The organism is Streptomyces sp. NPDC055243 (assembly GCF_044544025.1).
Classification (GTDB): domain Bacteria; phylum Actinomycetota; class Actinomycetes; order Streptomycetales; family Streptomycetaceae; genus Streptomyces.
On the sequence record NZ_JBITWR010000003.1, the window covers coordinates 543,237 to 564,558 of the forward strand.

General features: G+C 71.6%; 19 protein-coding genes and 1 pseudogene. 14 read left to right on the top strand and 6 right to left on the bottom strand.

Annotated features, from left to right (window positions below; genetic code table 11):
* Window positions 1-142: 142 nt before the first annotated feature.
* Both ACIGXX_RS12275 and ACIGXX_RS12280 read left to right on the top strand, forming a co-directional pair.
* Window positions 143-1,360 (top strand): alpha/beta hydrolase, encoded by a 1,218-nt coding sequence (locus tag ACIGXX_RS12275; RefSeq protein ID WP_399975038.1) that lies wholly within the window; start codon window positions 143-145, stop codon window positions 1,358-1,360.
* Entirely contained in the window at window positions 1,357-2,586 is a 1,230-nt protein-coding gene (locus ACIGXX_RS12280) for an acyltransferase (protein WP_399975041.1), read from the top strand. The genes ACIGXX_RS12275 and ACIGXX_RS12280 overlap by 4 nt, the downstream gene beginning before the upstream one ends.
* Before the next feature lie 170 nt (window positions 2,587-2,756).
* On the opposite strand, the gene ACIGXX_RS12285 is transcribed toward ACIGXX_RS12280, so the two are convergent.
* Window positions 2,757-3,698, bottom strand: a complete 942-nt coding sequence (locus ACIGXX_RS12285; RefSeq protein ID WP_351160694.1) for an aldo/keto reductase — start codon at window positions 3,696-3,698, stop codon at window positions 2,757-2,759.
* 206 nt (window positions 3,699-3,904) lie between these two features.
* Complete coding sequence (locus ACIGXX_RS12290; protein WP_399975044.1) at window positions 3,905-4,462, bottom strand: MerR family transcriptional regulator; 558 nt, start codon at window positions 4,460-4,462, stop codon at window positions 3,905-3,907.
* Between the two features lie 123 nt (window positions 4,463-4,585).
* Between ACIGXX_RS12290 and ACIGXX_RS12295 the strand changes: the two genes are divergently transcribed.
* Window positions 4,586-5,146 carry a GNAT family N-acetyltransferase gene (locus tag ACIGXX_RS12295; RefSeq protein WP_383818689.1) on the top strand — a complete coding sequence of 187 codons (561 nt, stop codon included), beginning with the start codon at window positions 4,586-4,588 and terminating at the stop codon, window positions 5,144-5,146.
* Window positions 5,147-5,165: 19 nt separating this feature from the next.
* Window positions 5,166-5,981: a serine hydrolase domain-containing protein gene (locus ACIGXX_RS12300; protein ID WP_351160056.1), complete on the top strand. Its 816-nt coding sequence runs from the start codon at window positions 5,166-5,168 to the stop codon at window positions 5,979-5,981.
* Between the two features lie 182 nt (window positions 5,982-6,163).
* Here the strand turns inward: ACIGXX_RS12300 and ACIGXX_RS12305 are convergent, their stop codons facing one another.
* Window positions 6,164-6,826: a pirin family protein gene (locus ACIGXX_RS12305; RefSeq protein WP_399975048.1), complete on the bottom strand. Its 663-nt coding sequence runs from the start codon at window positions 6,824-6,826 to the stop codon at window positions 6,164-6,166.
* A 185-nt stretch (window positions 6,827-7,011) separates the two neighbouring features.
* Here ACIGXX_RS12305 and fasR point away from each other — a divergent pair, with 185 nt between their 5' ends.
* The 5 genes from fasR to fabF all read left to right on the top strand — a co-directional run bounded on the left by fasR (window position 7,012) and on the right by fabF (window position 11,890).
* Window positions 7,012-8,151 carry a fatty acid biosynthesis transcriptional regulator FasR gene (gene fasR / locus ACIGXX_RS12310; RefSeq protein WP_351160696.1) on the top strand — a complete coding sequence of 380 codons (1,140 nt, stop codon included), beginning with the start codon at window positions 7,012-7,014 and terminating at the stop codon, window positions 8,149-8,151.
* Window positions 8,152-8,240: 89 nt separating this feature from the next.
* On the top strand, window positions 8,241-9,188 hold the full coding sequence (locus ACIGXX_RS12315; RefSeq protein ID WP_383818694.1) for an ACP S-malonyltransferase: 948 nt from the start codon (window positions 8,241-8,243) through the stop codon (window positions 9,186-9,188).
* Between the two features lie 17 nt (window positions 9,189-9,205).
* Window positions 9,206-10,237 (top strand): ketoacyl-ACP synthase III, encoded by a 1,032-nt coding sequence (locus ACIGXX_RS12320; protein WP_351160063.1) that lies wholly within the window; start codon window positions 9,206-9,208, stop codon window positions 10,235-10,237.
* 71 nt (window positions 10,238-10,308) lie between these two features.
* The gene (locus tag ACIGXX_RS12325; protein WP_351160066.1) at window positions 10,309-10,557 is read left to right on the top strand and encodes an acyl carrier protein; all 249 of its coding nucleotides are present in this window, start codon (window positions 10,309-10,311) and stop codon (window positions 10,555-10,557) included.
* Between the two features lie 70 nt (window positions 10,558-10,627).
* Window positions 10,628-11,890 carry a beta-ketoacyl-ACP synthase II gene (gene fabF / locus ACIGXX_RS12330; RefSeq protein WP_399975052.1) on the top strand — a complete coding sequence of 421 codons (1,263 nt, stop codon included), beginning with the start codon at window positions 10,628-10,630 and terminating at the stop codon, window positions 11,888-11,890.
* A gap of 105 nt (window positions 11,891-11,995) precedes the next feature.
* On the opposite strand, the gene ACIGXX_RS12335 is transcribed toward fabF, so the two are convergent.
* Entirely contained in the window at window positions 11,996-12,490 is a 495-nt protein-coding gene (locus ACIGXX_RS12335; protein ID WP_344521149.1) for a DUF3145 domain-containing protein, read from the bottom strand.
* 290 nt (window positions 12,491-12,780) lie between these two features.
* On the opposite strand from ACIGXX_RS12335, the gene ACIGXX_RS12340 reads away from it, so the two are divergent.
* Both ACIGXX_RS12340 and ACIGXX_RS12345 read left to right on the top strand, forming a co-directional pair.
* Window positions 12,781-13,713: an SGNH/GDSL hydrolase family protein gene (locus ACIGXX_RS12340; protein ID WP_351160071.1), complete on the top strand. Its 933-nt coding sequence runs from the start codon at window positions 12,781-12,783 to the stop codon at window positions 13,711-13,713.
* 39 nt (window positions 13,714-13,752) lie between these two features.
* The gene (locus tag ACIGXX_RS12345) at window positions 13,753-14,739 is read left to right on the top strand and encodes an aldose epimerase family protein (protein WP_399975055.1); all 987 of its coding nucleotides are present in this window, start codon (window positions 13,753-13,755) and stop codon (window positions 14,737-14,739) included.
* A 52-nt stretch (window positions 14,740-14,791) separates the two neighbouring features.
* Here the strand turns inward: ACIGXX_RS12345 and ACIGXX_RS12350 are convergent, their stop codons facing one another.
* Complete coding sequence (locus tag ACIGXX_RS12350; protein ID WP_399975058.1) at window positions 14,792-17,245, bottom strand: beta-glucosidase; 2,454 nt, start codon at window positions 17,243-17,245, stop codon at window positions 14,792-14,794.
* 165 nt (window positions 17,246-17,410) lie between these two features.
* On the opposite strand from ACIGXX_RS12350, the gene ACIGXX_RS12355 reads away from it, so the two are divergent.
* From ACIGXX_RS12355 to ACIGXX_RS12365, 3 genes and pseudogenes are all read left to right on the top strand, one after another.
* Window positions 17,411-18,010 carry a TetR/AcrR family transcriptional regulator gene (locus ACIGXX_RS12355; RefSeq protein WP_361462608.1) on the top strand — a complete coding sequence of 200 codons (600 nt, stop codon included), beginning with the start codon at window positions 17,411-17,413 and terminating at the stop codon, window positions 18,008-18,010.
* Window positions 18,011-18,110: 100 nt separating this feature from the next.
* Window positions 18,111-18,997: pseudogene (locus ACIGXX_RS12360) on the top strand (aminoglycoside phosphotransferase family protein).
* 60 nt (window positions 18,998-19,057) lie between these two features.
* On the top strand, window positions 19,058-20,380 hold the full coding sequence (locus ACIGXX_RS12365) for a pyroglutamyl peptidase (protein ID WP_399975061.1): 1,323 nt from the start codon (window positions 19,058-19,060) through the stop codon (window positions 20,378-20,380).
* Here ACIGXX_RS12365 and ACIGXX_RS12370 read toward each other — a convergent pair.
* Window positions 20,361-21,218 carry an EI24 domain-containing protein gene (locus tag ACIGXX_RS12370; protein WP_399975064.1) on the bottom strand — a complete coding sequence of 286 codons (858 nt, stop codon included), beginning with the start codon at window positions 21,216-21,218 and terminating at the stop codon, window positions 20,361-20,363. The genes ACIGXX_RS12365 and ACIGXX_RS12370 overlap by 20 nt on opposite strands.
* Between the last annotated feature and the right edge of the window lie 104 nt (window positions 21,219-21,322).

Sequence of the window (21,322 nt, forward strand, 5' to 3'; positions counted from 1 at the left end):
CCCCATACCGCGGTATGAGCTCCACATACCCCGGTATCACCTGCTAGTTGGCTCTCCAGTGTGAGGTGCCGCCGGGCACCGTCTCCCTACTTTTCCCCTCGTCACGCCAGAGCGTGCCACGAGATGGGGAGGGAGACGGGCCATGCGCCTTCGTTCTTGGGAAGCCCGCAGGAGCTGGAAGACCCGCAGCAAGCGGACGTTGATCGCCGCGGCGCTCACGACCACGATCGTGGCGGGTACGGCCGGCTGGGCCGTCGGCAACGAACAACAGCCGCTCACGGGCCCGCCACCGGGCACACAGGCCTGGCGCGCGGACCATACGGTGGGGGTGCGGTTGCCGGATCCGGCAACCTCGACCCCCGCCCGGGTCGCCGCGTTCTTCGGCTCGTTGAGCGAGGCGCAGCAGCATCGGCTGGTCACGCGGCACCCCTCGGTCGTCGGCAATCTGGACGGCGCCCCGGCCGCCCTGCGGTTCGAGGCCAACTCCCGCTTCCTCAGAGCAGAGCGCGCCCGCGAGCAGGCCCGCGCGACCGACCCGGACCTCACCCTCCAGGACCACGAGCGGGCCCGCTCCCTCGTCGCGCGTTACGAAGAGCTCCTCGGTCCCGGTCGGCACATACTCGCCTTCGACCCGCGCGACCGAGGTCAAGTGGCCGAGGTCTACGGTGACTTGGCGCGAGCGAAGCACGTGTCCGTCGTCGTGCCTGGCTCCGACATCGATCTGAGCACCTTCGACCGCTCGAAGGACGAGTACGGCACACCGGCCGGGATGGCACGCTCCCTGCACGCCACGGCGGGCAAGGGCACCGCGGTGATCGCCTGGGTGGGGTACACCACCCCGGTCGGCCTCGGCCCCGACGCGGCCACGGGACGGCTCGCGGAGGCCGGCGCACCCCGGCTCGCGCGGTTCGTGCGGGGCCTGACGGCATCCGGCGCCCCGCGCCCCGCGGTGTTCTGCCACAGCTACGGCTCGGTGGTGTGCGGCCTTGCGGCACCACGGCTGACGGCGTCCGATCTGGTGGTGCTCGGCTCCCCCGGTATGCGTGCGGACAGCGTGGCCGATCTGCACACCTCCGCCCGCGTCTGGGCGGCCAAGGACGACAGCGACTGGATCGGTGACGTGCCGAACGTCGAGCTGTTCGGCCTCGGCCATGGCGAGGACCCGGCCGACCCGGGATTCGGCGCCCGACGCGTTCCCGCGGAGCGAGCCGAGGGCCACACCGGCTACTTCGCCCCGGGCACCGATTCCCTCCATGCCTTCGCCGCCATCGCGAAGACCACTGCCCCCAGCACATCGGACGACGGCAAGGACGGAAGCTCACCTGCCGCCGACGCCCACCCCATCGGAGAGCGGCCATGAGCCTCACCCCACTGACCACCCTGCGCAGGACCGCGTCGGCGATCAACGCCAAGACGCCCGCACATCGGGACCGGGCCATAGACGGGCTGCGTGCGCTCGCCCTGCTCGCCGTGCCGACCGGGCACTGGCTGCTCGGCGGATTCACGCTCGACGCGGGCGGCGCACTGCACAACGCCAGTCCCCTCGCTTCGTTCGGCTTCTTCGCGCCGCTCAGCTGGGTGCTGCAGATGCTCGGCATCTTCTTCCTGGTCGGCGGCTATGCCTCCGTCCTGTCCTACCGCCGGGCGGCGGCACGCGGGGAGTCGACGGGGCGCTGGCTTCGCGGCCGGGTGACACGTCTCGGCCGTCCGGTCCTCGGAGTGACGGCCGTCTGGGCCGTGTTGCTCCCGGTGCTGTACGCGATGGGGGTGCCGGGCACGACGCTGCGCACGGGATCCACGCTGGTGATACAGCCCCTGTGGTTCGTCGGGATCTACGCGGTGATCACGGCACTCACTCCGTGGTGCATCAGGGCGGCCGAGCGGCTCGGCGCCTGGGCCGCGGCGCCGCTGCTCGGCGCGGTCGCCGTCGTCGACTTCCTTCGCTACGGCCCGTTCGGGGACGCGATGCCGTCCTGGCTGAGCCTGCTGAATCTGCTGCCCGGCTGGATGTTCGCCTATCAACTGGGCGTCAGCTGGGGCGAGAAGAAGCTGGGCGGGCGCGGTGCGTGGCTGCTGCTCGTCGGAGGGACGGCCCTCTTCGCCGCTCTGTTGCTCGTCTTCCACTACCCGACATCGATGGTCGGCGTCCCGGGTGAGGCCCGGACCAATTCACATCCGCCGTCGCTGCTGGTCCTGGCGCTGGCGGCCGCGCAGAGCGGTGCGGCGATCCTGTTGCGCGAGCGCATCGGCAAGTTGCTGCGCAGGCCCGCTCTGTGGGCGCCGGTCGTCGTGATCAACCTGTCGGCGATGACGATCCTGTGCTGGCACCAGACGGCGATGCTCGCAGCGGCCGTGCCCGGATCGTTCCTCGGCGGCACGGTGCCAGGATTGACGGCCGGCCCGGACACCTGGGGCTGGATAGCCGCCCGGGTCGCCTGGCTCCCGGTCTTCGGTGCGCTCCTGCTGCTGATAGGCCACTACGCCCGCGGCTTCGAGGCACCGTGGAAGCGGGCCACGCATGCGCGCCGGGCGCTGGCCGGGCTCCTGGCGGCCGGGTTCGCGGTCTTCGCACTGGGGCTGGCGTGAAGGACCGCGCGGGGAGGGGGCCGTTGCGGCACGGCCCCCATCCCCTCCGCGGTCGCCACCCTGTGGAGTCGGCTGCCTGTTACTCGCGACCAGCACTCGCGGCCAGCACGCTCCCGCACTCTGGAGCCAGGGGAGCCAGGGAGCCGGGTGCCGGGGGGGCGGGCTGTCCGCTACTCGCGGCCCGCCGAGGTGAAGGACATGTCGGCGTAGCGGTCGCCCGCGACTTGGGCGGCGACGGGGTTCAGCAGGGCGAGTTCGGAGGAGGTGAGTTCCAGGCGGGTGGCCGCGGTGTTCTCCTCGACGCGGGTGCGCCTGCGGGTGCCGGGGATGGGGACGACGGCCAGACCGTGAATCCGGGCCTGCTGTTGGACCCAGGCGAGGGCGACCTGGCCGAGGCTCGCGCCGTGGGCTTCGGCGACGGTGCGGACGGGTTCGAGGAGGGCCGCGTTGGCGGCGGCGTTGTCGCCGGTGAAGCGGGGCTGCTGGCGGCGGAAGTCCCCCTCGCTGAGGTCCTTGTCGGCGCTGGCGAAGGAGCCGGTGAGGAAGCCGCGGCCGAGCGGGGAGTAGGGGACGAGGGCGACGCCGAGTTCGGCTGCGGCGGGGACCACGCCCTGCTCGATGTCACGGCTGAAGAGCGACCACTCCGACTGGAGGGCGGCGATGGGATGGACGGCATGGGCGGCGCGGAGTTCGGGGCCGGTGACCTCGCTGAGGCCCAGGTGCTTGACCTTGCCCGCGGTGACCAGTTCGGCCATCACGCCGACCGTCTCCTCGATCGGCACCTCCGGGTCGCGGCGGTGCATGTAATAGAGGTCGATGACGTCCACGTCGAGGCGCTGGAGGCTGGCGTCGATGCAGGCGCGGATGTAGGCGGGGTCGTTGTTGATGATCCGCTTGGTCGAGTCGTTCGGGTCGATGGACAGGGCGAACTTGGTGGCGAGGACGACCTCGTCGCGGTGGGCCTTGAGGAAGGGGGAGAGGAACTTCTCGTTCTCACCGGCGGCGTAGGCGTCGGCGGTGTCGTAGAAGGTGACGCCCAGTTCGAGGGCTCGCTCCAGGGTCGCCCGGGCCTCCTCGGCGTCAGTGGGGCCGTAGGCGAAGCTCATGCCCATGCAGCCAAGCCCCTGGACGCCGACTTCCGGGCCGGCCGTCCCGAGCCGCACCTTCGCGATCGGGGCGGGAGTCCGTCCGGTCCAGGCGGTGCCGGTCGTCGTAGCCGTCTCGGAAATCGCAGCCGTCACGGAAGTCTCGGGCAGCTTGGACGTCTCAGGCGTCTCAGGCGTCTTGGGCGTCTTGGGCGTCTCTGCGGTCATCGTTTTCAGTGCCTCTCCGACGCCGGGCGGGCGTCAGCGTAAAAGTTGATCTTGTAGTCAAGCACGGCGAGCGTGTCCTGGAGCTCCGTTATGCGGGTGCGGACGTCGCGGCGGGTCTGCTCCAGGAGTTCGTGGCGCTCGGCGAAGGTGTGGTCGCCCTCGCGCACCAGCTCGGCGTAGCGGACCATGTCCGCCACCGGCATGCCGGTCAGGCGGAGCTTGCCGACGAAGGTGAGCCAGTCCAGATCGCGGTTGCGGTAGCGGCGCTGGCCCGTGTGGGAGCGGTCGATGTGCGGCATCAGGCCGATGCGCTCGTACCAGCGCAGGGTGTGCGCGGTCAGGCCGATGAAGGCGACGACCTCGCTGATCGTGTAGTGGTCCTGTCCGCTCGGGCGGGGGTGCGCGGTGGGTGCCGAGGCGCAGGCGTCCGCCTTGGTGTCGGCGCTGTCGGCGCTGCCGGGGCCGGCGGCGCCCTCGCCCGCGCCGGCGGTGCCGGGGGTCGCTTCGCTCAGGCCCTGCGCGGGGCCCTGTGTGCGGGTGGTCTCGGTCTCCATCACCGTCATGACCGCCACGCTAGAACCTTGGAGTGCGCTCTAAGCAAGCAGAACCGGGAGGAAACATGTGACGGATACAAACCCTCGGTAAATCGGGGGACGCCGGTTCGTGTGGTGACTACGGTGCAGATCATGAGTGTTGTGCGTCGCGCCACGCCAGACGATGCCGAAGAACTGATCAGGTTGCGGCAGGTGATGATCGACTCGGTGTTCGCCACCGGCTCGACGGCAGCCGCCGGTTCAACGGTCGTCTCCGGCTCGACGGTCGTCTCCGGCTCGACGACCACCAGCGGTTCGACGGTCGTCGCCGAGTCCGACACCGGCTGGCATGCCGAGTCCCTTCCTGTCGTGCGGGAGAAACTGGCCGATCCGGAGGGTGATTTCGCCGCCTTCGTCGTCGACCGGCCCGGGGACCCCGGGAAGCTCGCGGCGCTGGTGGTGGGGACGCTGGAGTACCGCATCGGGCGGGCGGGCAATCCGCGGGGCGTGGTGGGGTGTGTGTTCAGCGTCGCCACCGATCCCGGTCAGCGACGGCGCGGGTATGCGCGGGCCTGCATGGAGGTGCTCCTCGACTGGTTCCGGGAGCGGGGTGCGGGGAGCGTCGATCTCAACGCTTCCGCGGAGGCGGAGCCGTTGTACGCCTCGCTCGGCTTCGTGCGCAAGCCCGACCCCTCGATGCGGCTGAGCCTCTAGGGCGCTTACGCTCGTACGTATGCAGAGCCTGGCGTTGATCGAGAACTGGCCGGTCCCCACCGCTGCCGCCGCCGTCGTCCGCGCGGACGGCACGGTCGTCGGGGCGCACGGGCCCACCGGGCACCGTTTCGCACTCGCTTCGGTCACCAAGCCGCTGGCGGCGTACGCGGTGCTCGTGGCGTACGAAGAGGGGGCCATCGAGCTCGACGAGCCCGCCGGGCCCGAGGGATCGACCGTGCGGCACCTGCTGGCGCACACCAGTGGGCTCGCGTTCGACGAGCACCGGGTGACGGCGCCCGCCGGGACGCGGCGGCTGTACTCGAACGCGGGGTTCGAGGTGCTCGGGGATCATGTCGCCAAGGCGACGGACATTCCGTTCGGGGAGTATCTGCGCCAGGCGGTGCTGGAGCCGTTGGGGATGGATGCCACCTCGCTCGACGGAGGTGCCTCGCCCGCCAAGGACGGGGTGTCGACGGTCGATGACCTGGTGAAGTTCGCCGCCGAGGTGCAGGGGCCGCGGTTGCTCGATCCGCGGACGGTGGCCGAGGCGATGTCCGTGGTGCATCCGGGGCTCAAGGGTGTGCTTCCCGGGTACGGGCATCAGAGCCCCAACGACTGGGGGCTCGGGTTCGAGATTCGGGACTCCAAGTCGCCGCACTGGACGGGGAGTTCGTCCTCGCCTCGGACGTTCGGGCACTTCGGGCAGGCCGGGACGTTCCTCTGGGTCGATCCCGACGCGGGGGCGGCCTGTGTCGCCCTGGCGGATCGTGCGTTCGGGCCGTGGGCCGTCGAGGCATGGCCTCCGTTCACCGACGCGGTGCTCGCCGAGCTCTGAGAGCCGTACCGCCAAGCTCTGAGCGCCGTACCGCCGAGCTCCGAGCGCCGTACGGCCAAGCTCTGAGGGCCGTACGCAGGGCCGCGCGCGAGGCCTCGCGGGGTGGTGCTGCCGCCAGGATGGTGCTGCCGCCGGGCCCACCCGTGCCGCCCCAGCGGCACGCCTGCCCACGACAGCAGCACTCACCCAGCCATCTCCCACACCAGCAGCTCCACCGCGCCCCCACCCCCGGCCACCGCCTCCAAGCCCTCCGCGCCCGTGATCCGTGCCGCGTCCCCCGTGGCCAACCGCTCGTCGCCCAGCTGGACTTCGCCGCGCACCACGTGGACGTACGCGAAGGGGGCGTCCGGGATCGCGGTGCGTTCGCCCGCGCCGAGGCGCCGGACGTGGAGGAGTGCGCCCGCCGCGGGGACCGCGTACGGCGTCGAGTCCGCGATGCCGTGGACGAGCTCGTAGGCCGGGTCGCCGCCAGGCGTCAGAGGGGACAGCCACATCTGGACGAAGACCAAGGGGGCATCGCCGTCGTTGCGTTCCACATGGCGGACTCCGCCGGCCGCGCTCAGGTGCTGGACGTCCCCGGGGCGCACGACCGACTCGTGCCCGGTCGAGTCGCGGTGGGTCAGTTCGCCCTCCGCCACCCAGGTCACGATCTCGGTGTGGCTGTGCGGGTGTTCGTCGAAGCCGGCGCCCGGTGCGAGACGCTCTTCGTTGCAGGCCAGGACCGCGCCGAAGCGGAGGTTGTCCGGGTCGTAGTGCGGCCCGAAGGAGAAGGCGTGGAAGGTCTCGATACCGGCACCGGGCTCCCCGCCGCGGTACCGATCGCCGGAGCGCCGTACATCAATCACACACCCCACGGTAGACCCGGCACCGCACGTCCCCGTCCCGATAAGGCAGTCTTGTCCCCGTGCCCGAACCCTCTGCGAACGAAGCCCGCCCGGACGCCCATCAGGCAGCCCACGAGGAAGCCGCGCGCCACGAGGAGGCCGCCCGTCAGGACGCGCACCGGAAGGCTCACGCGCACTCAGCCACGCTGAAGCGCCTCGAGCAGTCGGCCGGCAGCCTCGCGGCGCAGGCCATCGCGCGCATGGACGAGACGCTCTCCTGGTACCGGGCGATGCCCCCGGAGAACCGCTCCTGGATCGGCCTGGTGGCGCAGGCCGGTATCGCCGCCTTCACCGAGTGGTTCCGGCGGCCCGACGCCCCCCAGGCCATCTCCACCGACGTCTTCGGCACCGCCCCGCGCGAGCTGACCAGGGCGATCACCCTGCGCCAGACCGTTGAGATGGTGCGTACGACGATCGAGGTGATGGAGTCCGCGATCGACGAGGTCGCGGCCCCCGGAGACGAATCCATCCTGCGCGAGGCGCTCCTCGTCTACGCCCGGGAGATCGCCTTCGCCACCGCGCAGGTCTACGCACAGGCCGCCGAGGCACGCGGTGCCTGGGACGCCCGCCTCGAGTCGCTCGTCGTGAACGCCGTGCTCTCCGGAGAGGCCGACGAGGGAGCGGTGAGCAGGGCCGCCGCGCTCGGCTGGAACTCCCCCGAGCACGTCTGCGTGGTCCTCGGCACCGCGCCCGACGGCGACAGCGAGCTCACCGTCGAAGCCATCCGCCGCGCCGCCCGGCACGCCAAGCTCCAGGTCCTGACCGGTGTGCTCGGCGACCGTCTTGTCGTCATCGCGGGCGGCAGCGACAATCCTCTGCAGGTCGCGAAGGGTCTGATCGGCCCGTACGCGGCCGGTCCCGTCGTCGCCGGGCCCATCGTCCCCGACCTGCTGGCCGCCACCCGGTCCGCGCAGGCCGCGGCCGCCGGGCTCAAGGCCTGTGCCGCCTGGCAGGACGCCCCGCGCCCCGTCCTGGCGGACGATCTCCTGCCGGAGCGCGCGATCGCGAGCGATCCCGCCGCGCGCGATCAGTTGGTGGAGGAGATCTACAGACCACTGGAGGAAGCGGGCTCCGCGCTCCTGGAGACGCTCAGCGTCTATCTGGAGCAGGCCAGCAGCCTCGAAGGGGCCGCCCGGATGCTCTTCGTGCACCCCAACACCGTGCGCTACCGGCTGCGACGTGTGACTGACGTCACCGGTTGGTCACCCTCCGACGTACGCTCGGCCTTCACGCTGCGGATCGCGCTGATCCTGGGGCGTCTGGCCGACGGAGATCTCCAACCGTAGGATTTTGTAGGGCCTCTACAATTCCCCCAGCCGTTCTTCGTCCCTGTCCCCACGGGCGGCTTGCACCGTCCACAAGAGAGAGTGTGAGAGTGCTCGTACTCGTCGCTCCCGGCCAAGGCGCCCAGACGCCCGGCTTCCTGACTCCCTGGCTCGATCTCCCCGGCGCGGCCGACCGCCTCGGCGCGTGGTCGGACGCCATCGGGCTCGACCTTGCCCACTACGGCACCCAGGCCGACGCGGACGCGATCCGCGACACCGCCGTGGCCCAGCCGCTCCTGGTGGCCGCCGGTCTGCTCTCCGCCGGGGCACTCGGTGACGCCCTCGCAGCGAACAAGCCCGGCGCGGTCGCGGGGCACAGCGTCGGCGAGATCACCGCCGCCGCGTACGCCGGAGTGCTCAGCGACGACGCCGCCCTCCGTCTCGTCCGTACCCGGGGTCTGGCCATGGCCGACGCCGCGGCGGTCACGGAGACCGGCATGGCGGCGCTGCTCGGCGGCGATCCCGAGATCACCGTCCCGCACCTGGAGAAGCTCGGCCTGACGCCGGCGAACGTGAACGGCGCCGGGCAGATCGTCGCCGCGGGCACCGCGGAGCAGATCGCCGCGCTCGCCGACGACAAGCCCGAGGGCGTGCGCCGCGTCGTGCCGCTGAAGGTCGCCGGCGCTTTCCACACGCACCACATGGCTCCCGCGGTCGCCACACTCGAGGAGGCCGCCAAGGCTCTCGCCCCGGCCGACCCGAAGCTGACGTACGTCTCGAACCGCGACGGCCGGACCGTGGCGACCGGCTCGGACATCGTGGCCCGCCTGGTCGGCCAGGTGGCCAACCCGGTGCGCTGGGACCTGTGCATGGAGACGTTCAAGGAGCTGGGGGTCACGGCGATGATCGAGCTGTGCCCCGGTGGCACGCTGACCGGTCTCGCCAAGCGCGCCCTGCCCGGTGTGCGGACGGTGGCCCTCAAGACACCCGACGATCTCGACGCCGCATCTGAGCTCATCGCCGACACCGCATCCGCCGCCGACGCGGCGGGTGCCTGAGAAGGAGCCAGGAGAGCATGTCGAAGATCAAGCCCAGTAAGGGCGCCCCGTACGCGCGCATCATGGGTGTCGGTGGTTACCGCCCGACCCGTGTCGTGCCCAACGAGGTGATCCTCGAGACGATCGACTCCTCCGACGAGTGGATCCGCTCCCGCTCCGGCATCGCGACCCGCCACTGGGCCTCCGACGAGGAGACCGTGGCCGCGATGTCCGTCGAGGCGTCCGGCAAGGCGATCGCCGACGCGGGCATCACCCCGGAGCAGATCGGCGCGGTGGTCGTCTCGACCGTCTCGCACTTCAAGCAGACCCCGGCCATCGCGACCGAGATCGCGGACAAGATCGGCGCGGGCAAGCCCGCCGCGTTCGACATCTCCGCCGGCTGCGCGGGCTTCGGCTACGGCCTGACCCTCGCCAAGGGCATGATCGTCGAGGGCAGCGCGGAGTACGTCCTGGTCATCGGCGTGGAGCGGCTGAGCGACCTCACCGACCTGGAGGACCGCGCGACGGCCTTCCTGTTCGGTGACGGAGCCGGCGCCGTGATCGTCGGCCCGTCGCAGGAGCCGCAGATCGGTCCCACGATCTGGGGCAGCGAGGGCGACAAGTCCGAGACCATCAAGCAGACGGTGGCGTGGAACGAGTTCCACGTCGGCGATGTCTCGAAGCTGCCGCTCGACAGCGAGGGCAACATCAAGTTCCCTGCGATCACGCAGGAGGGCCAGGCGGTCTTCCGCTGGGCCGTGTTCGAGATGGCGAAGGTCGCCCAGCAGGCGCTGGACGCGGCCGGAATCACCGCGGACGACCTGGATGTCTTCATTCCGCACCAGGCCAACGAGCGGATCATCGACTCGATGGTGAAGACTCTCAAACTGCCGGAACACGTCACGGTCGCCCGTGACGTGCGCACCACCGGCAATACGTCGGCAGCCTCGATCCCGCTCGCGATGGAGCGGCTCCTGGCGACCGGCGAGGCGAAGAGCGGCGACACCGCGCTCGTCATCGGCTTCGGGGCGGGTCTCGTGTACGCCGCCACGGTCGTTACCCTCCCCTAGGCAACTCGTCCGGATCATCCGATCCGTGCAGATGCCGCCACACCCTCTGGATACATAGAAGGAGCGCCAACATGGCCGCCACTCAGGAAGAGATCGTCGCCGGTCTCGCGGAGATCGTGAACGAGATCGCCGGCATCCCGGTCGAGGACGTCCAGCTGGACAAGTCCTTCACCGACGACCTGGACGTCGACTCGCTGTCCATGGTCGAGGTCGTCGTCGCCGCCGAAGAGCGCTTCGACGTCAAGATCCCGGACGACGACGTCAAGAACCTCAAGACGGTCGGCGACGCGACCAGCTACATCGTCAAGCACCAGGCCTGATAGGGCTGCTCTGCTGTCGCCACCCGGCGGTGGCGCCGCTGATCCCCTCAACACCGTGGAGAAATTTCCTGTGAACTCGACCAATCGCACCGTGGTCGTCACCGGTATCGGCGCAACCACACCGCTGGGTGGCGACGCAGCCTCGACCTGGGACGGTCTGCTCGCGGGCCGTTCCGGTGTCCGCCTTCTCGAGCAGGACTGGGCGGCCGACCTTCCGGTCCGTATCGCGGGCCAGATCGCGGTCGAGCCGGGCGAGGTCATTCCTCGTCCGCAGGCCCGCAAGCTGGACCGCTCGGCGCAGTTCGCGCTGATCGCGGCGAAGGAGGCGTGGGCCGACGCGGGTTACACCGCGAAGGCGGGCGAGGACACGTCCGTGGACCCGGACCGCCTCGGCGCGGTCATCGCCTCCGGCATCGGCGGCGTGACCACCCTGCTCGACCAGTACGACGTGCTCAAGGAGAAGGGCGTACGCCGCGTCTCCCCGCACACCGTGCCGATGCTGATGCCCAACTCCCCGGCGGCCAACGTCGGCATCGAGCTGGGCGCCCACGCGGGTGTGCACACCCCCGTATCGGCGTGCGCCTCGGGCGCCGAGGCCATCGGCTACGCGATCGAGATGATCCGCACCGGCCGCGCCGACGTCGTCGTCGCGGGTGGCACGGAGGCGGCGATCCACCCGCTGCCGATCGTCGCGTTCGGCAACATGATGGCGATGTCCAAGAACAACGACGACCCGGCGGGCGCCTCGCGCCCCTACGACGTCGCCCGCAACGGCTTCGTGCTCGGCGAGGGCGCCGGCGTGATCGTCCTCGAGTCCGAGGAGCACGCCAAGGCCCGCGGCGCGAAGATCTACGCGGAGGCGGTCGGCCAGGGCATCTCGGCCGACGCCCACCACATCACGCAGCCCGAGCCCTCCGGCAACGGCATCGCGGCCGCGCTGCAGAACCTCATCGACGGCACGGACCTCAAGCCCGCCGAGATCGTGCACGTGAACGCGCACGCGACCTCGACGCCGCAGGGCGATGTCGCCGAGATCAAGGCGCTGCGCAAGGCGTTCGGCCACGACGTGGACCACATGGCGGTCTCCAGCACGAAGTCGATGACCGGTCACCTGCTCGGTGGCGCGGGCGGCGTGGAGACCGTGGCCACGGTCCTCGCGCTGAAGAACCGCGTCGCCCCGCCGACGATCAACATCGAGAACCTCGACCCCGAGGTCGAAGCGGACGTCATCCGTGACGAGCCCCGCACCCTGCCCGAGGGCAGGATCGCGGCGCTGAACGACTCGTTCGGCTTCGGCGGCCACAACGTGGTGCTGGCGTTCAGGAGCGTCTGAGCAGTCGGCTGTACGTGACGAAGGGCCCCCACCGTGCGGTGGGGGCCCTTCGCCGTGTGCGCCAGAAGTACGTCAGGAGTGCGCCGGAAGAACGGCAGGCGTGTGTCAGACCACCTGGTGCAGCCACCGCACCGGGGCGCCCTCGCCCGCGTACCGGAAAGGCTCCAGTTCGTCGTCCCAGGGCTTGCCGAGCAGCTTGGCTAGCTCGGCCTCCAGGTTGCTCTCGCCGCGCTGGGAGCGGGCCAGGGCGGCGCGCAGGCGGTCCTCCGGGATCAGGATGTCGCCGTGGATTCCGGTGACCGCGTGGAAGATGCCGAGTTCGGGTGTGGCGCTGTACCGCTCGCCCTCGGCCGTGGGGCACGGCTCCGATGTGACCTCGAAGCGCAGCAGCTGCCAGCCGCGCAGGGCGGAGGCGAGTTTGGACGCGGTGCCCACCGAGCCGCGCCAGGAGAACTCCGATCTCCAGCTGCCGGGCGCCGCGGGCTGCCTGATCCAGTCGAGGTTGACGCGCGCGCCGAGAACGCCCGCGACTGCCCATTCGACGTGCGGGCACAGCGCGCGCGGTGCGGAGTGCACGTACAGAACTCCACGTGTCGTCACCGGGACCTCCAGTGTGGGTCGAGGTTCGCCTTCCCCAGCGGCCTCGCGCCCGTGCCGAGCGTTGTGGCCCCGAATCCGGAAACTCCGAAAACAGGACAGATGTGACGTGATGTAATTTAGCGGAACCGAAAGCGCAGGGTGCCACTGGGTGGCGAGGCTACCGTGCGGCGGCGCAAGGAGTGTGACGTACCGTCGGTCCAAGGGCCAGGAATCGCCCACCATTCACCCGCAGGGGCGCCGAAACGGCGCGGTCGGCCTACGACGGCCACGACAACAGAGGGGACCTGGGGATGCGGAACCGAAGGAACCGCCCGCGCGCCGCCGTCGCCACCGCGACGGCGGTTCTTCTCGCCGCGACCGTCGCCACCGCCGCGATCGTCGCGTGCGACGCCTCCGGCGGCAACTCCCCCGCACCCAATGGACCATCGGCGCACGACAAGCCGTCCCCCAAGCCCACCCCCATCTGGAACACCAGTCCGAACTCCCTGGCGGCCGTCGGCGACTCCATCACCCGCGGCTTCGACGCCTGCTCGGTGCTGGCCGACTGCCCCGAGGCGTCCTGGGCGACCGGCACGGGCTCCGATGTGCGCAGCCTCGCGACGCGGCTGCTCGGCAAGGAGCGGGCCGCCGGGCACAGCTGGAACTACGCGAAGACCGGCGCCCGGATGGACGATCTCTCCGGGCAGGTCGAGCAGGCCGCGCTCAAGCGCCCCGAGCTGATCACGGTGATGGCGGGCGCGAACGACGCCTGCCGCCCTTCGGCGGACTCCATGACGTCGGTCGCCGAGTTCCGTGCCGACTTCGAGGAGGCGATGCGCACGCTGCGGCGGGAGCTTCCCAAGACGCAGGTGTACGTCGCCTCCGTGCCGGACCTGAAGCGGCTCTGGTCCCAGGGGCGCACCAACGCGCTGGGCAAGCAGATCTGGAAGCTGGGCATCTGCGCCTCGATGCTGGCGGACCCGGACGACCTGGCCGCGTCGGCGACGCAGCGGCGGGCCACCGTCCAGAATCGCGTGATCGCCTACAACGACGTGCTCAAGGACGTGTGCGCGAAGGACCTGCGCTGCCGGTACGACGGCGGGGCGGTCTTCGACTACCGCTTCGACGGCGACCAGTTGAGCCACTGGGACTGGTTCCACCCCAGCAAGAACGGCCAGGAGCGGCTCGCGGAGCTGGCCTACCGGCAGGTGAAGGCCAAGGATCCCAAGGATCCCGGGGCCTGAGGGTCCGGCGGCCCCGCGGCCCGGCGTAGGGTCGCGATCATGCGCAGTGAACTCTTCGGGACGCTCCCCGACGGCACCCCCGTCCATCGCTGGACCCTGGAAAGGGGCGGGGTGCGGGTACGCGTCCTGACGTACGGCGGGATTGTCCAGTCGGCGGAAGTTCCCGACCGGTCCGGGCGGCGCGAGCCGGTGGCCCTCGGCTTCGACGATCTGCGGGGCTATCTCGATCATCCCGGGCCGTACTTCGGGGCGCTTGTGGGCCGGTACGCGAACCGGATCGCGGGCGGTGGGTTCACGCTCGACGGCCGGACGTACCGCCTGGCGCGGAACAACGAGCCCAACGCGCTGCACGGCGGCGCGGCCGGTTTCGACAAGCGGGTGTGGGACGCGGCGGAGGTCGAGCACGGGGTGCGGCTCTCCCGGGTGAGCCCGGACGGCGAGGAGGGCTATCCCGGGCGGCTCGCGGTGTCGGCGACGTACACGCTGGACGAGGCGGGCGCGCTGCGGATCACCTACGAGGCGACGACCGACGCCCCGACGGTCGTGAACCTCACCAACCACACGTACTGGAACCTCGCCGGGGCCGGGAGCGGCAGCGCCGCCGGGCACGAGCTGCGGATCGACGCGGCGCGGCTCACGCCGACGGACGGGGCGCAGATTCCCACCGGGGCGTACGAGGAGGTCGACGGGACGCGCTTCGACTTCCGGACCGCGCGGAAGGTCGGGTCCGGGATCGACCACAACTACGTGCTGGACAAGGGGGCGACCGCGCGGCCGGTCGAGGTGGCGGAGCTGAGCGAGCCCGCCTCCGGGCGCGTGCTGACCGTCGCGACGACGGAGCCGGGCCTCCAGCTGTACACGGCCGACCACTTCGAGGAGCCGCTGCCGTTCGGCCCCGGCGACGGCGTCGCCCTGGAGACGCAGCACTTCCCCGACTCCCCCAACCGGCCGGAGTTCCCTGGGACGGTGCTGCGGCCGGGTGGGGTGTACACGTCGGAGACGGTGTACGGCTTCTCGGTTCGCTGAGCGGGGAGCGGGGAGCGGGGAGCGCTGAGCGGATAACGGGGAGCGCCGAGAGTCAGACGGTGATCGTCTCGCTCAGCCTGCGGTCGGCGATGGAGCGGCCCACCTGGATCTCGTACGAACCGCCCTGATGGGACCAGGAGTTGGCGGAATCGTCCCAGATCCCGAAGGCGCGGCGCGGGAGTTCGATCCGTACCTCCACGCTCTCGCCGGGGGCCGCCTCCGCGCCCGAGAAGCCGGCCAGCCAGCGGGCCGGGCGGTCGCCGTCGTTCGCGGTCGGGGCGAGGTAGACCTGGACGACCTCGCGGCCCGCGCGGGGGCCGGAGTTGCGGACGCGGACCGTGGCCGTCGTGCCCTCCACGACGAGGGACTCGTACGTCCAGTCGGTGTAGCCGAGGCCGTGGCCGAAGGCGTAGGCGGGAGTGGCGCCCGCCTTCTCCCAGGCGCGGTAGCCGATGAACACGCCCTCGGTGTAAGCGAGTTCGCCGTCGGACGGGGTGACGCGGGTGACCGGGGCGTCCGCGAGGGCGCCCCATGTCGTGGGCAGGCGTCCGCCCGGCTCCCGCGCGCCCAGGAGCACGTCGGCGAGCGCGGCGCCGCCCTCCTGTCCCGGGAACCAGCCGAGCAGCACCGCCGCGACGTCCTCGCGCCACGGAAGCTCCACCGGGGAGCCGGAGTTGACGACCACGACCGTGCGGGGATTGGCCTCGGCCACCGCGCGCACCAGTTCGTCCTGGCGGCCCGGGAGCCGCAGGTCCTGCCGGTCGAAGCCCTCGGACTCGACGCGCTCGGTGGTGGCGACGACCACGACCGCCGTGTCGGCGCCGCGCGCCGCCTCGACGGCCTCGGCGATCAGCTCGTCGGGGTCGCGCCGCGGCTCCAGGTGCACGAAGGAGAACACGACGCCGGGGAGCGGGGCCTCGTACTCCTTGTCGAGGGGGTGCAGGAGCGAGACCTCGACCGGCTCGCCCGCCGTCAGGCGCACCTTGGCGCGCTCGACCGGCGAGCCGAAGAACGCCTCGAAGGGGTCGGACTCGGGGCCCATCACCTCGGACCCCTCGAAGACGACCTCGCCGCCGACACAGAGCGTGAAGGCGCCGAGCCCGCGCGTGCCGAAGGAGTGCTCACCGCTCGCGCGCGGCGTGAACGTGCCGACGACCTCGATGGAGGCCATCGTCTCGTGGCTGACTCCCTCGGGCAGGTCGTCGCCGATCCACTGGACCTGGCCGGAGGGGAGGTTGCCCTCGCCCAGGACGTCGCCGTCCGCGTCGCGGCAGATGGCTCGCAGCTCGAACCCCTTGTCGGCGGGGGCGAGTTCGTCGCTCGGGTCGGCGCCGACGGCGTACGTCAGCGCGTCATCGCCGAGTGCCGCCCTCAGGCCGTCGAGCGGGGAGGTGACGCGGGCGGGGAAGACGGTGGCGGAGCCGCCGCCCAGGACGCGCGCGTCGCGCGCGGCGGCGCCGATGAGGGCGACGGAGGCGGTGGGGCGCAGCGGCAGCGCGTCGTTCTCGTTGCGTACGAGGACGAAGGCGCGGCGGGCGATCTCGCGGGCGAGGGACTCGCCGTCGATCTCGGCGGGCACGTCGGTGACCACCGGCTCGGCGCCGTCGAGGATGCCGACGCGGGCCGCGAGCCGCAGGACGTTGCGCACGGCCTCGTCGACCGCCGGCTCCTTTACCCGGCCCGCGCGCACCGCCTCGGCGAGCGCCTCGCCGTAGACGGTCCGCGGCCCCGGCATGGCGACGTCGAGGCCGCCCTCGACGGCGCCGGTGGTGGAGCGGGCGGCCATCCAGTCGGAGACGTTGCAGCCGTCGAAGCCCCACTCGCCGCGCAGCACCTCGTTGACCAGGTAGCGGTGCTCGGTCATCGTCGAGCCGTTGACCTGGTTGTACGCGGTCATGATGCCCCAGGGGTGGGCGTTGGCGACGATCGCCTCGAACGGCGCGAGATAGAGCTCGCGAAGGGCGCGCGGGCCGACCTTGTTGTCCACGGTGAAGCGGTCGGTCTCGGCGTCGTTCGCGACGAAGTGCTTGACGGTCGTGCCGACGCCGCCGGACTGCACGCCCTGGACATAGCCGGTGCCGATGACGCCGGTCAGATACGGGTCCTCGCTGTACGCCTCGAAGTGCCGGCCGCCCAGCGGCGAGCGGTGCAGGTTGACGGTGGGCGCGAGGAGGACGTGGACGCCCTTGCGGCGGGCCTCCTGGGCGAGGAGGGCGCCCGCGCGGCGGGCGAGGTCCTGGTCCCAGGTGGCGGCGAGCGCGGTCGGGGACGGCAGAGCGATGGAGGGGTCGTCGGCGGTCCAGCGGGTGCCGCGCACGCCGATCGGGCCGTCCGACATCACGAGGGGCGCCAGGCCGATCTCGGGCAGCGGGTGCAGCGACCACATGTCGCGCCCGCCGAGCAGCCGGGCCTTGGCGTCCAGGTCGAGCTTGCCGAGCGCGGCCTCCACGACCGCCTCGCGCGCCTGGTCGGCCTGCGTGGCTCCGGGGCCCTGGGTTCCCGCCATGGCGGTACCTCCTCGTTGAAGTCCAAGTCCGTTCCGTACGGTCCCTCCATCCTGCCTCGGTTACCTGTAGCTCGGTAGTTTTCGTGATCTGGACGTTATATTTAAGAGGGGCATGACGTACGGTCGTCCCGCGAGCAGGACCGAGAACGTGAAGGGGCAGACGCGATGGCGCCCAAGGCCAGGACCACGACCAGGACCACGACCAGGGCCAGAAGCGAGGAGCGGCGCGCGGAGATCCTCCGGGCCGCCTTCGAGGTGATCGCCGAGCGCGGCTACCGGGGCGCGAGCCTGGGCGCCGTCGCCGAGCGGGTCGGCCTGACCCAGCAGGGCCTGCTGCACTACTTCCCCACGAAGGACGCCCTGCTCGTCGCCGTCCTGGAGGCCCGCGACCAGTGGGACGCGGTGCCGGCGAACGAGATCCGCCTGGACCTGCTCGGCTCGCTCGTCGAGTACAACGCGATGCGCCCCGGCATCATCCAGACCTTCTCGGCCCTGCTCGGCGAGAGTGTCACGGACGGGCATCCGGCACGGGAGTACTTCACCGAGCGGTACGGCTCGGTGCGGGAGAAGTTCGCGGCGGTCCTGCGCGTGGAGTACGGCGACCGGCTCCCCGGCGGCCTCACCCCGGAGGCGGCGGCGCCGCTGCTCGTCGCGGTGATGGACGGCCTCCAGTACCAGTGGCTCCTGGACCCCGAATCGGTGGACATGGCGGGGGCGTTCAGGGATTTCCTGGCCCTGCTCGGGGGTGGCGGCGGCGGTGAGTGACGGCGGGGAATCCGGTTGACCCGACCCGCCCCGGGCGGCTTCGATCAACGTCGGTCCTCGCTCCCCCGACGTCCCGGAAGGCCCCATGTCCCGCGCCAAGATGCACGCCGACGAAGCCGACATCGACACGTCACTCGTACGCCGGCTGCTCGCCGCGCAGTTCCCCGCCTGGTCGGATCTCGCGGTCGAGCCCGTCGACTCGAACGGCACCGTCAACGCCATCTACCGGCTGGGCGACGACATGGCCGTCCGGCTCCCGCGCATCGAGGGGGCGTCGAGGACGTACAGAGGGAGGTGCGGCATCTGCCGCGGCTCGCGCCCTTGTTGCCCCTCGCCGTTCCCGCGCCGCTGGGGATGGGCGAGCCCGGTGAGGGTTTCCCCTGGCCCTGGTACGTCTACCGCTGGCTGGAGGGCGAGAATCCGGTCGTCGGCGCGGTGGACCAACCCGGCCTGTTCGCCGCCGACCTGGCGGAGTTCGTCCGGGCGCTCCAGCGCGTCGACACCGCCGACGCGCCTCCCGCGTACCGCCGCGGGCCCCTCGCCTCCCGTGACGGCGCCACCCGCGAGGCCATCGCGCGGCTCGACGGGATCATCGACACCGGTGCCGCCACCGCCGCCTGGGACGCCGCCCTGCGCGCGCCCCGGTGGGACGGGCCGCCCGTCTGGGTGCACGCCGATCTGCAGCCGGGGAACCTGCTCACCGCCGACGGCCGGCTCAGCGCCGTCATCGACTTCGGGTGCATGGGGCACGGCGAACCCGCGGTCGACCTGATGACCGCGTGGAGCCTGCTGACGGCCGACTCGCGGCCGGGCTTTCGCGCCGCGCTGGACGTCGATGACGCGACGTGGGCGCGGGGGCGCGGCTGGGCGCTCTCGATCGCGCTCATCGAGCTGCCGTACTACCGGACGAGGAATCCCGTCGTCGCGAGGATCGCGCGCCACGTGATCGGGGAGGTCCTCGCGGATCACGCCGCCGTGGATCACTAGCGGGCGTCGCCTCTCTGCCGGGATACTGCGGCCACCCCCACCGGCCACGGAAGGACTCCCGTGTCACTCACGCCCAACGCACCCCACCGCATCGCCGCCATAGGCGTCACCCTCCTGCTGTCGCTGGCCGCCGTGCCCGCGTCGGCGGCCACCACCGCACCGGCCGCCACCGCCGAGGAGCAGCGCCTCGACCGGGCCGCGCCGCAGGAGATCCTGCGCCGCAGCGGATTCGACGCCGTGGCACCGCAGTTCGCGCGGGCCCTCGGCCGCGCCCACTCGTACGGCGAGGCCAAGCGCGTCGTCGAACGGCAGGGAGAGGCCCTGTGGCGGCGTGCCGTCGACCGGGCGCAGGGTCGGGGTCCAGCGGCAGGAGGAACCGACGAGCTGAGCCGGGACGACGACCGGCCGCTGTACTGGGCCCGGCTCGGCATGACCCGGGAGCTGCGGCAGTGGGAGCCGACCCGCTTCGGGGTGAGCCAGGCCCAGCACGGCCGTCTCGTAAGGGCGTTGGAGGACGCCTCGCGCGGGCACGACTCCATCGACTTCCCGAGGAAGGACCGTGCGGGGAAGGACGGCGCGGGGAAGGACCGGTCGGGGAAGGACCGCGCGGGCCACCGCATCAAGCGCATCCTCGTCACCGGCTTCGACCCGTTCACGCTCGACCGGGACGTCCGCATCAGCAACCCGTCCGGCGCCACCGCCCTCGCGCTCGACGGCACCGTCATCGACACCGCCGACGGGCCCGCCCGCGTGGAGGCCGCCGTCTTCCCCGTCCGCTGGGACGACTTCGCCAAGGGGACGGTCGAGCGCACCCTGCGCTCCCATCTCCCCCGCGTCGACCTCTTCACCACCATCAGCCAGGGCCGTGCCGGACGCTTCGACATCGAGCGGACCAACGGGGCCTGGCGGGGCGGCTTCCCCGACAACGAGAACCTCTCGCGCACGGAGACCGTCCCGGTCACCGACCCGGCTACGCAGCCGCAGTGGACGTCGACGACCCTCCCGTACAAGGAGATCGTGAGCGCCGAGACGGGGCGTTTCCCGGTGTACGACAACACGTCGGTGACCGAGATCCCGGCGGGCCAGACCGCTCCCGTGGTCCGCCCCGAGGGGCCCACCGCGGGGTCGACGGCCCGCGAGGGCGGCGGCGGCAACTACCTGTCGAACGAGATCGCCTACCGGGCGACGCTCCTTCGCGACCGCCTCGGGCTGCACGACCGGCTGCCCGGCGGCCATGTGCACACGCCGATCCTCCAGTTCGGGGCGGGCAACACGGACCCGGCCACGGGCAAGATCACCGATGCGGAGTTCGTGCGCAACCGCCTCGACATCATCGCGCAGGTGCGGGGAATCCTGACGACCGCTATGGACGCCCGCCGGTAGCGGACGCCTGCCCGCCGGGACCGGTCGAGTCGGCCGGGTCAGCTGTGTCGGCCGCGTTGGCCGAACCGGCCGGTCCCCGCGGGTCGTCCGGGCCGCCGCCGTCCTCGCCCATCAGTTCCCGCGCCATCAGCGTCGCTCCCGCGACCGCCCCCGGCATCAGGAACACCGCGACGAACGGGACCAGGAAGGCCACGGCGAGCGGAGTGCCGAAGCCCCACGCCAGCTGCCTGCGGGCGCGCAGCAGCGCGAGCCGTTCGCGGGCTTCGACGCCCCGGCGCTGCAGCGCCACCGCCGTCAGCTCCTCGACCAGGAAGAAGCCCGTCACGCAGAGGCCGACCACCGGGACCACGGTCTGGCCGACGACCGGGATGAAGCCGAGGGCGAAGAGCAGGATGCCCCAGACGGCGGCCCGCAGGACGATGCGGAGGCTGTCGCGTGCGGAGATCCACAGTTCGCGCCAGAGCGGCAGGCCCGACTCGGGGGCGTACCCGTCGACGGAGATGTCGACCTTCTCCGACAGCGACTCGTAGAACGGCTGGCCCACCAGGAGCGTGAACGCCGTGAAGGTGATCACCGAGAGCAGGAGCGCGAGGGCGAAGAGCAGCGCCGTGAGGAAGCCGCGGAACAGGCCGATCCACGGCGAGGACCAGTCGTCCGCGAAGGGCGTCGCCCAGCCGACGAAGTCCGCGCCCCACAGGGCGAGCGCGACGAGCGCGGCCGCGTAGAGAAGCAGGGTGATCAGGCCGGGCAGCAGGCCGACCCCGAACTGCTTGCCGTGCTGGGCGACCCAGCGCTGGCCCTTCATCAAATAGCCGAAGCCTCGTCCCAGATCACGCATGCGGCACAGCCTATCCGCCGGTCGGGGCCTCGCGGCCCATGGGACTCGTGCGGCCGAAGGCCCTCTTGTTGCGCGGGGGTTGAGACGGTAGACCACGCGTACCG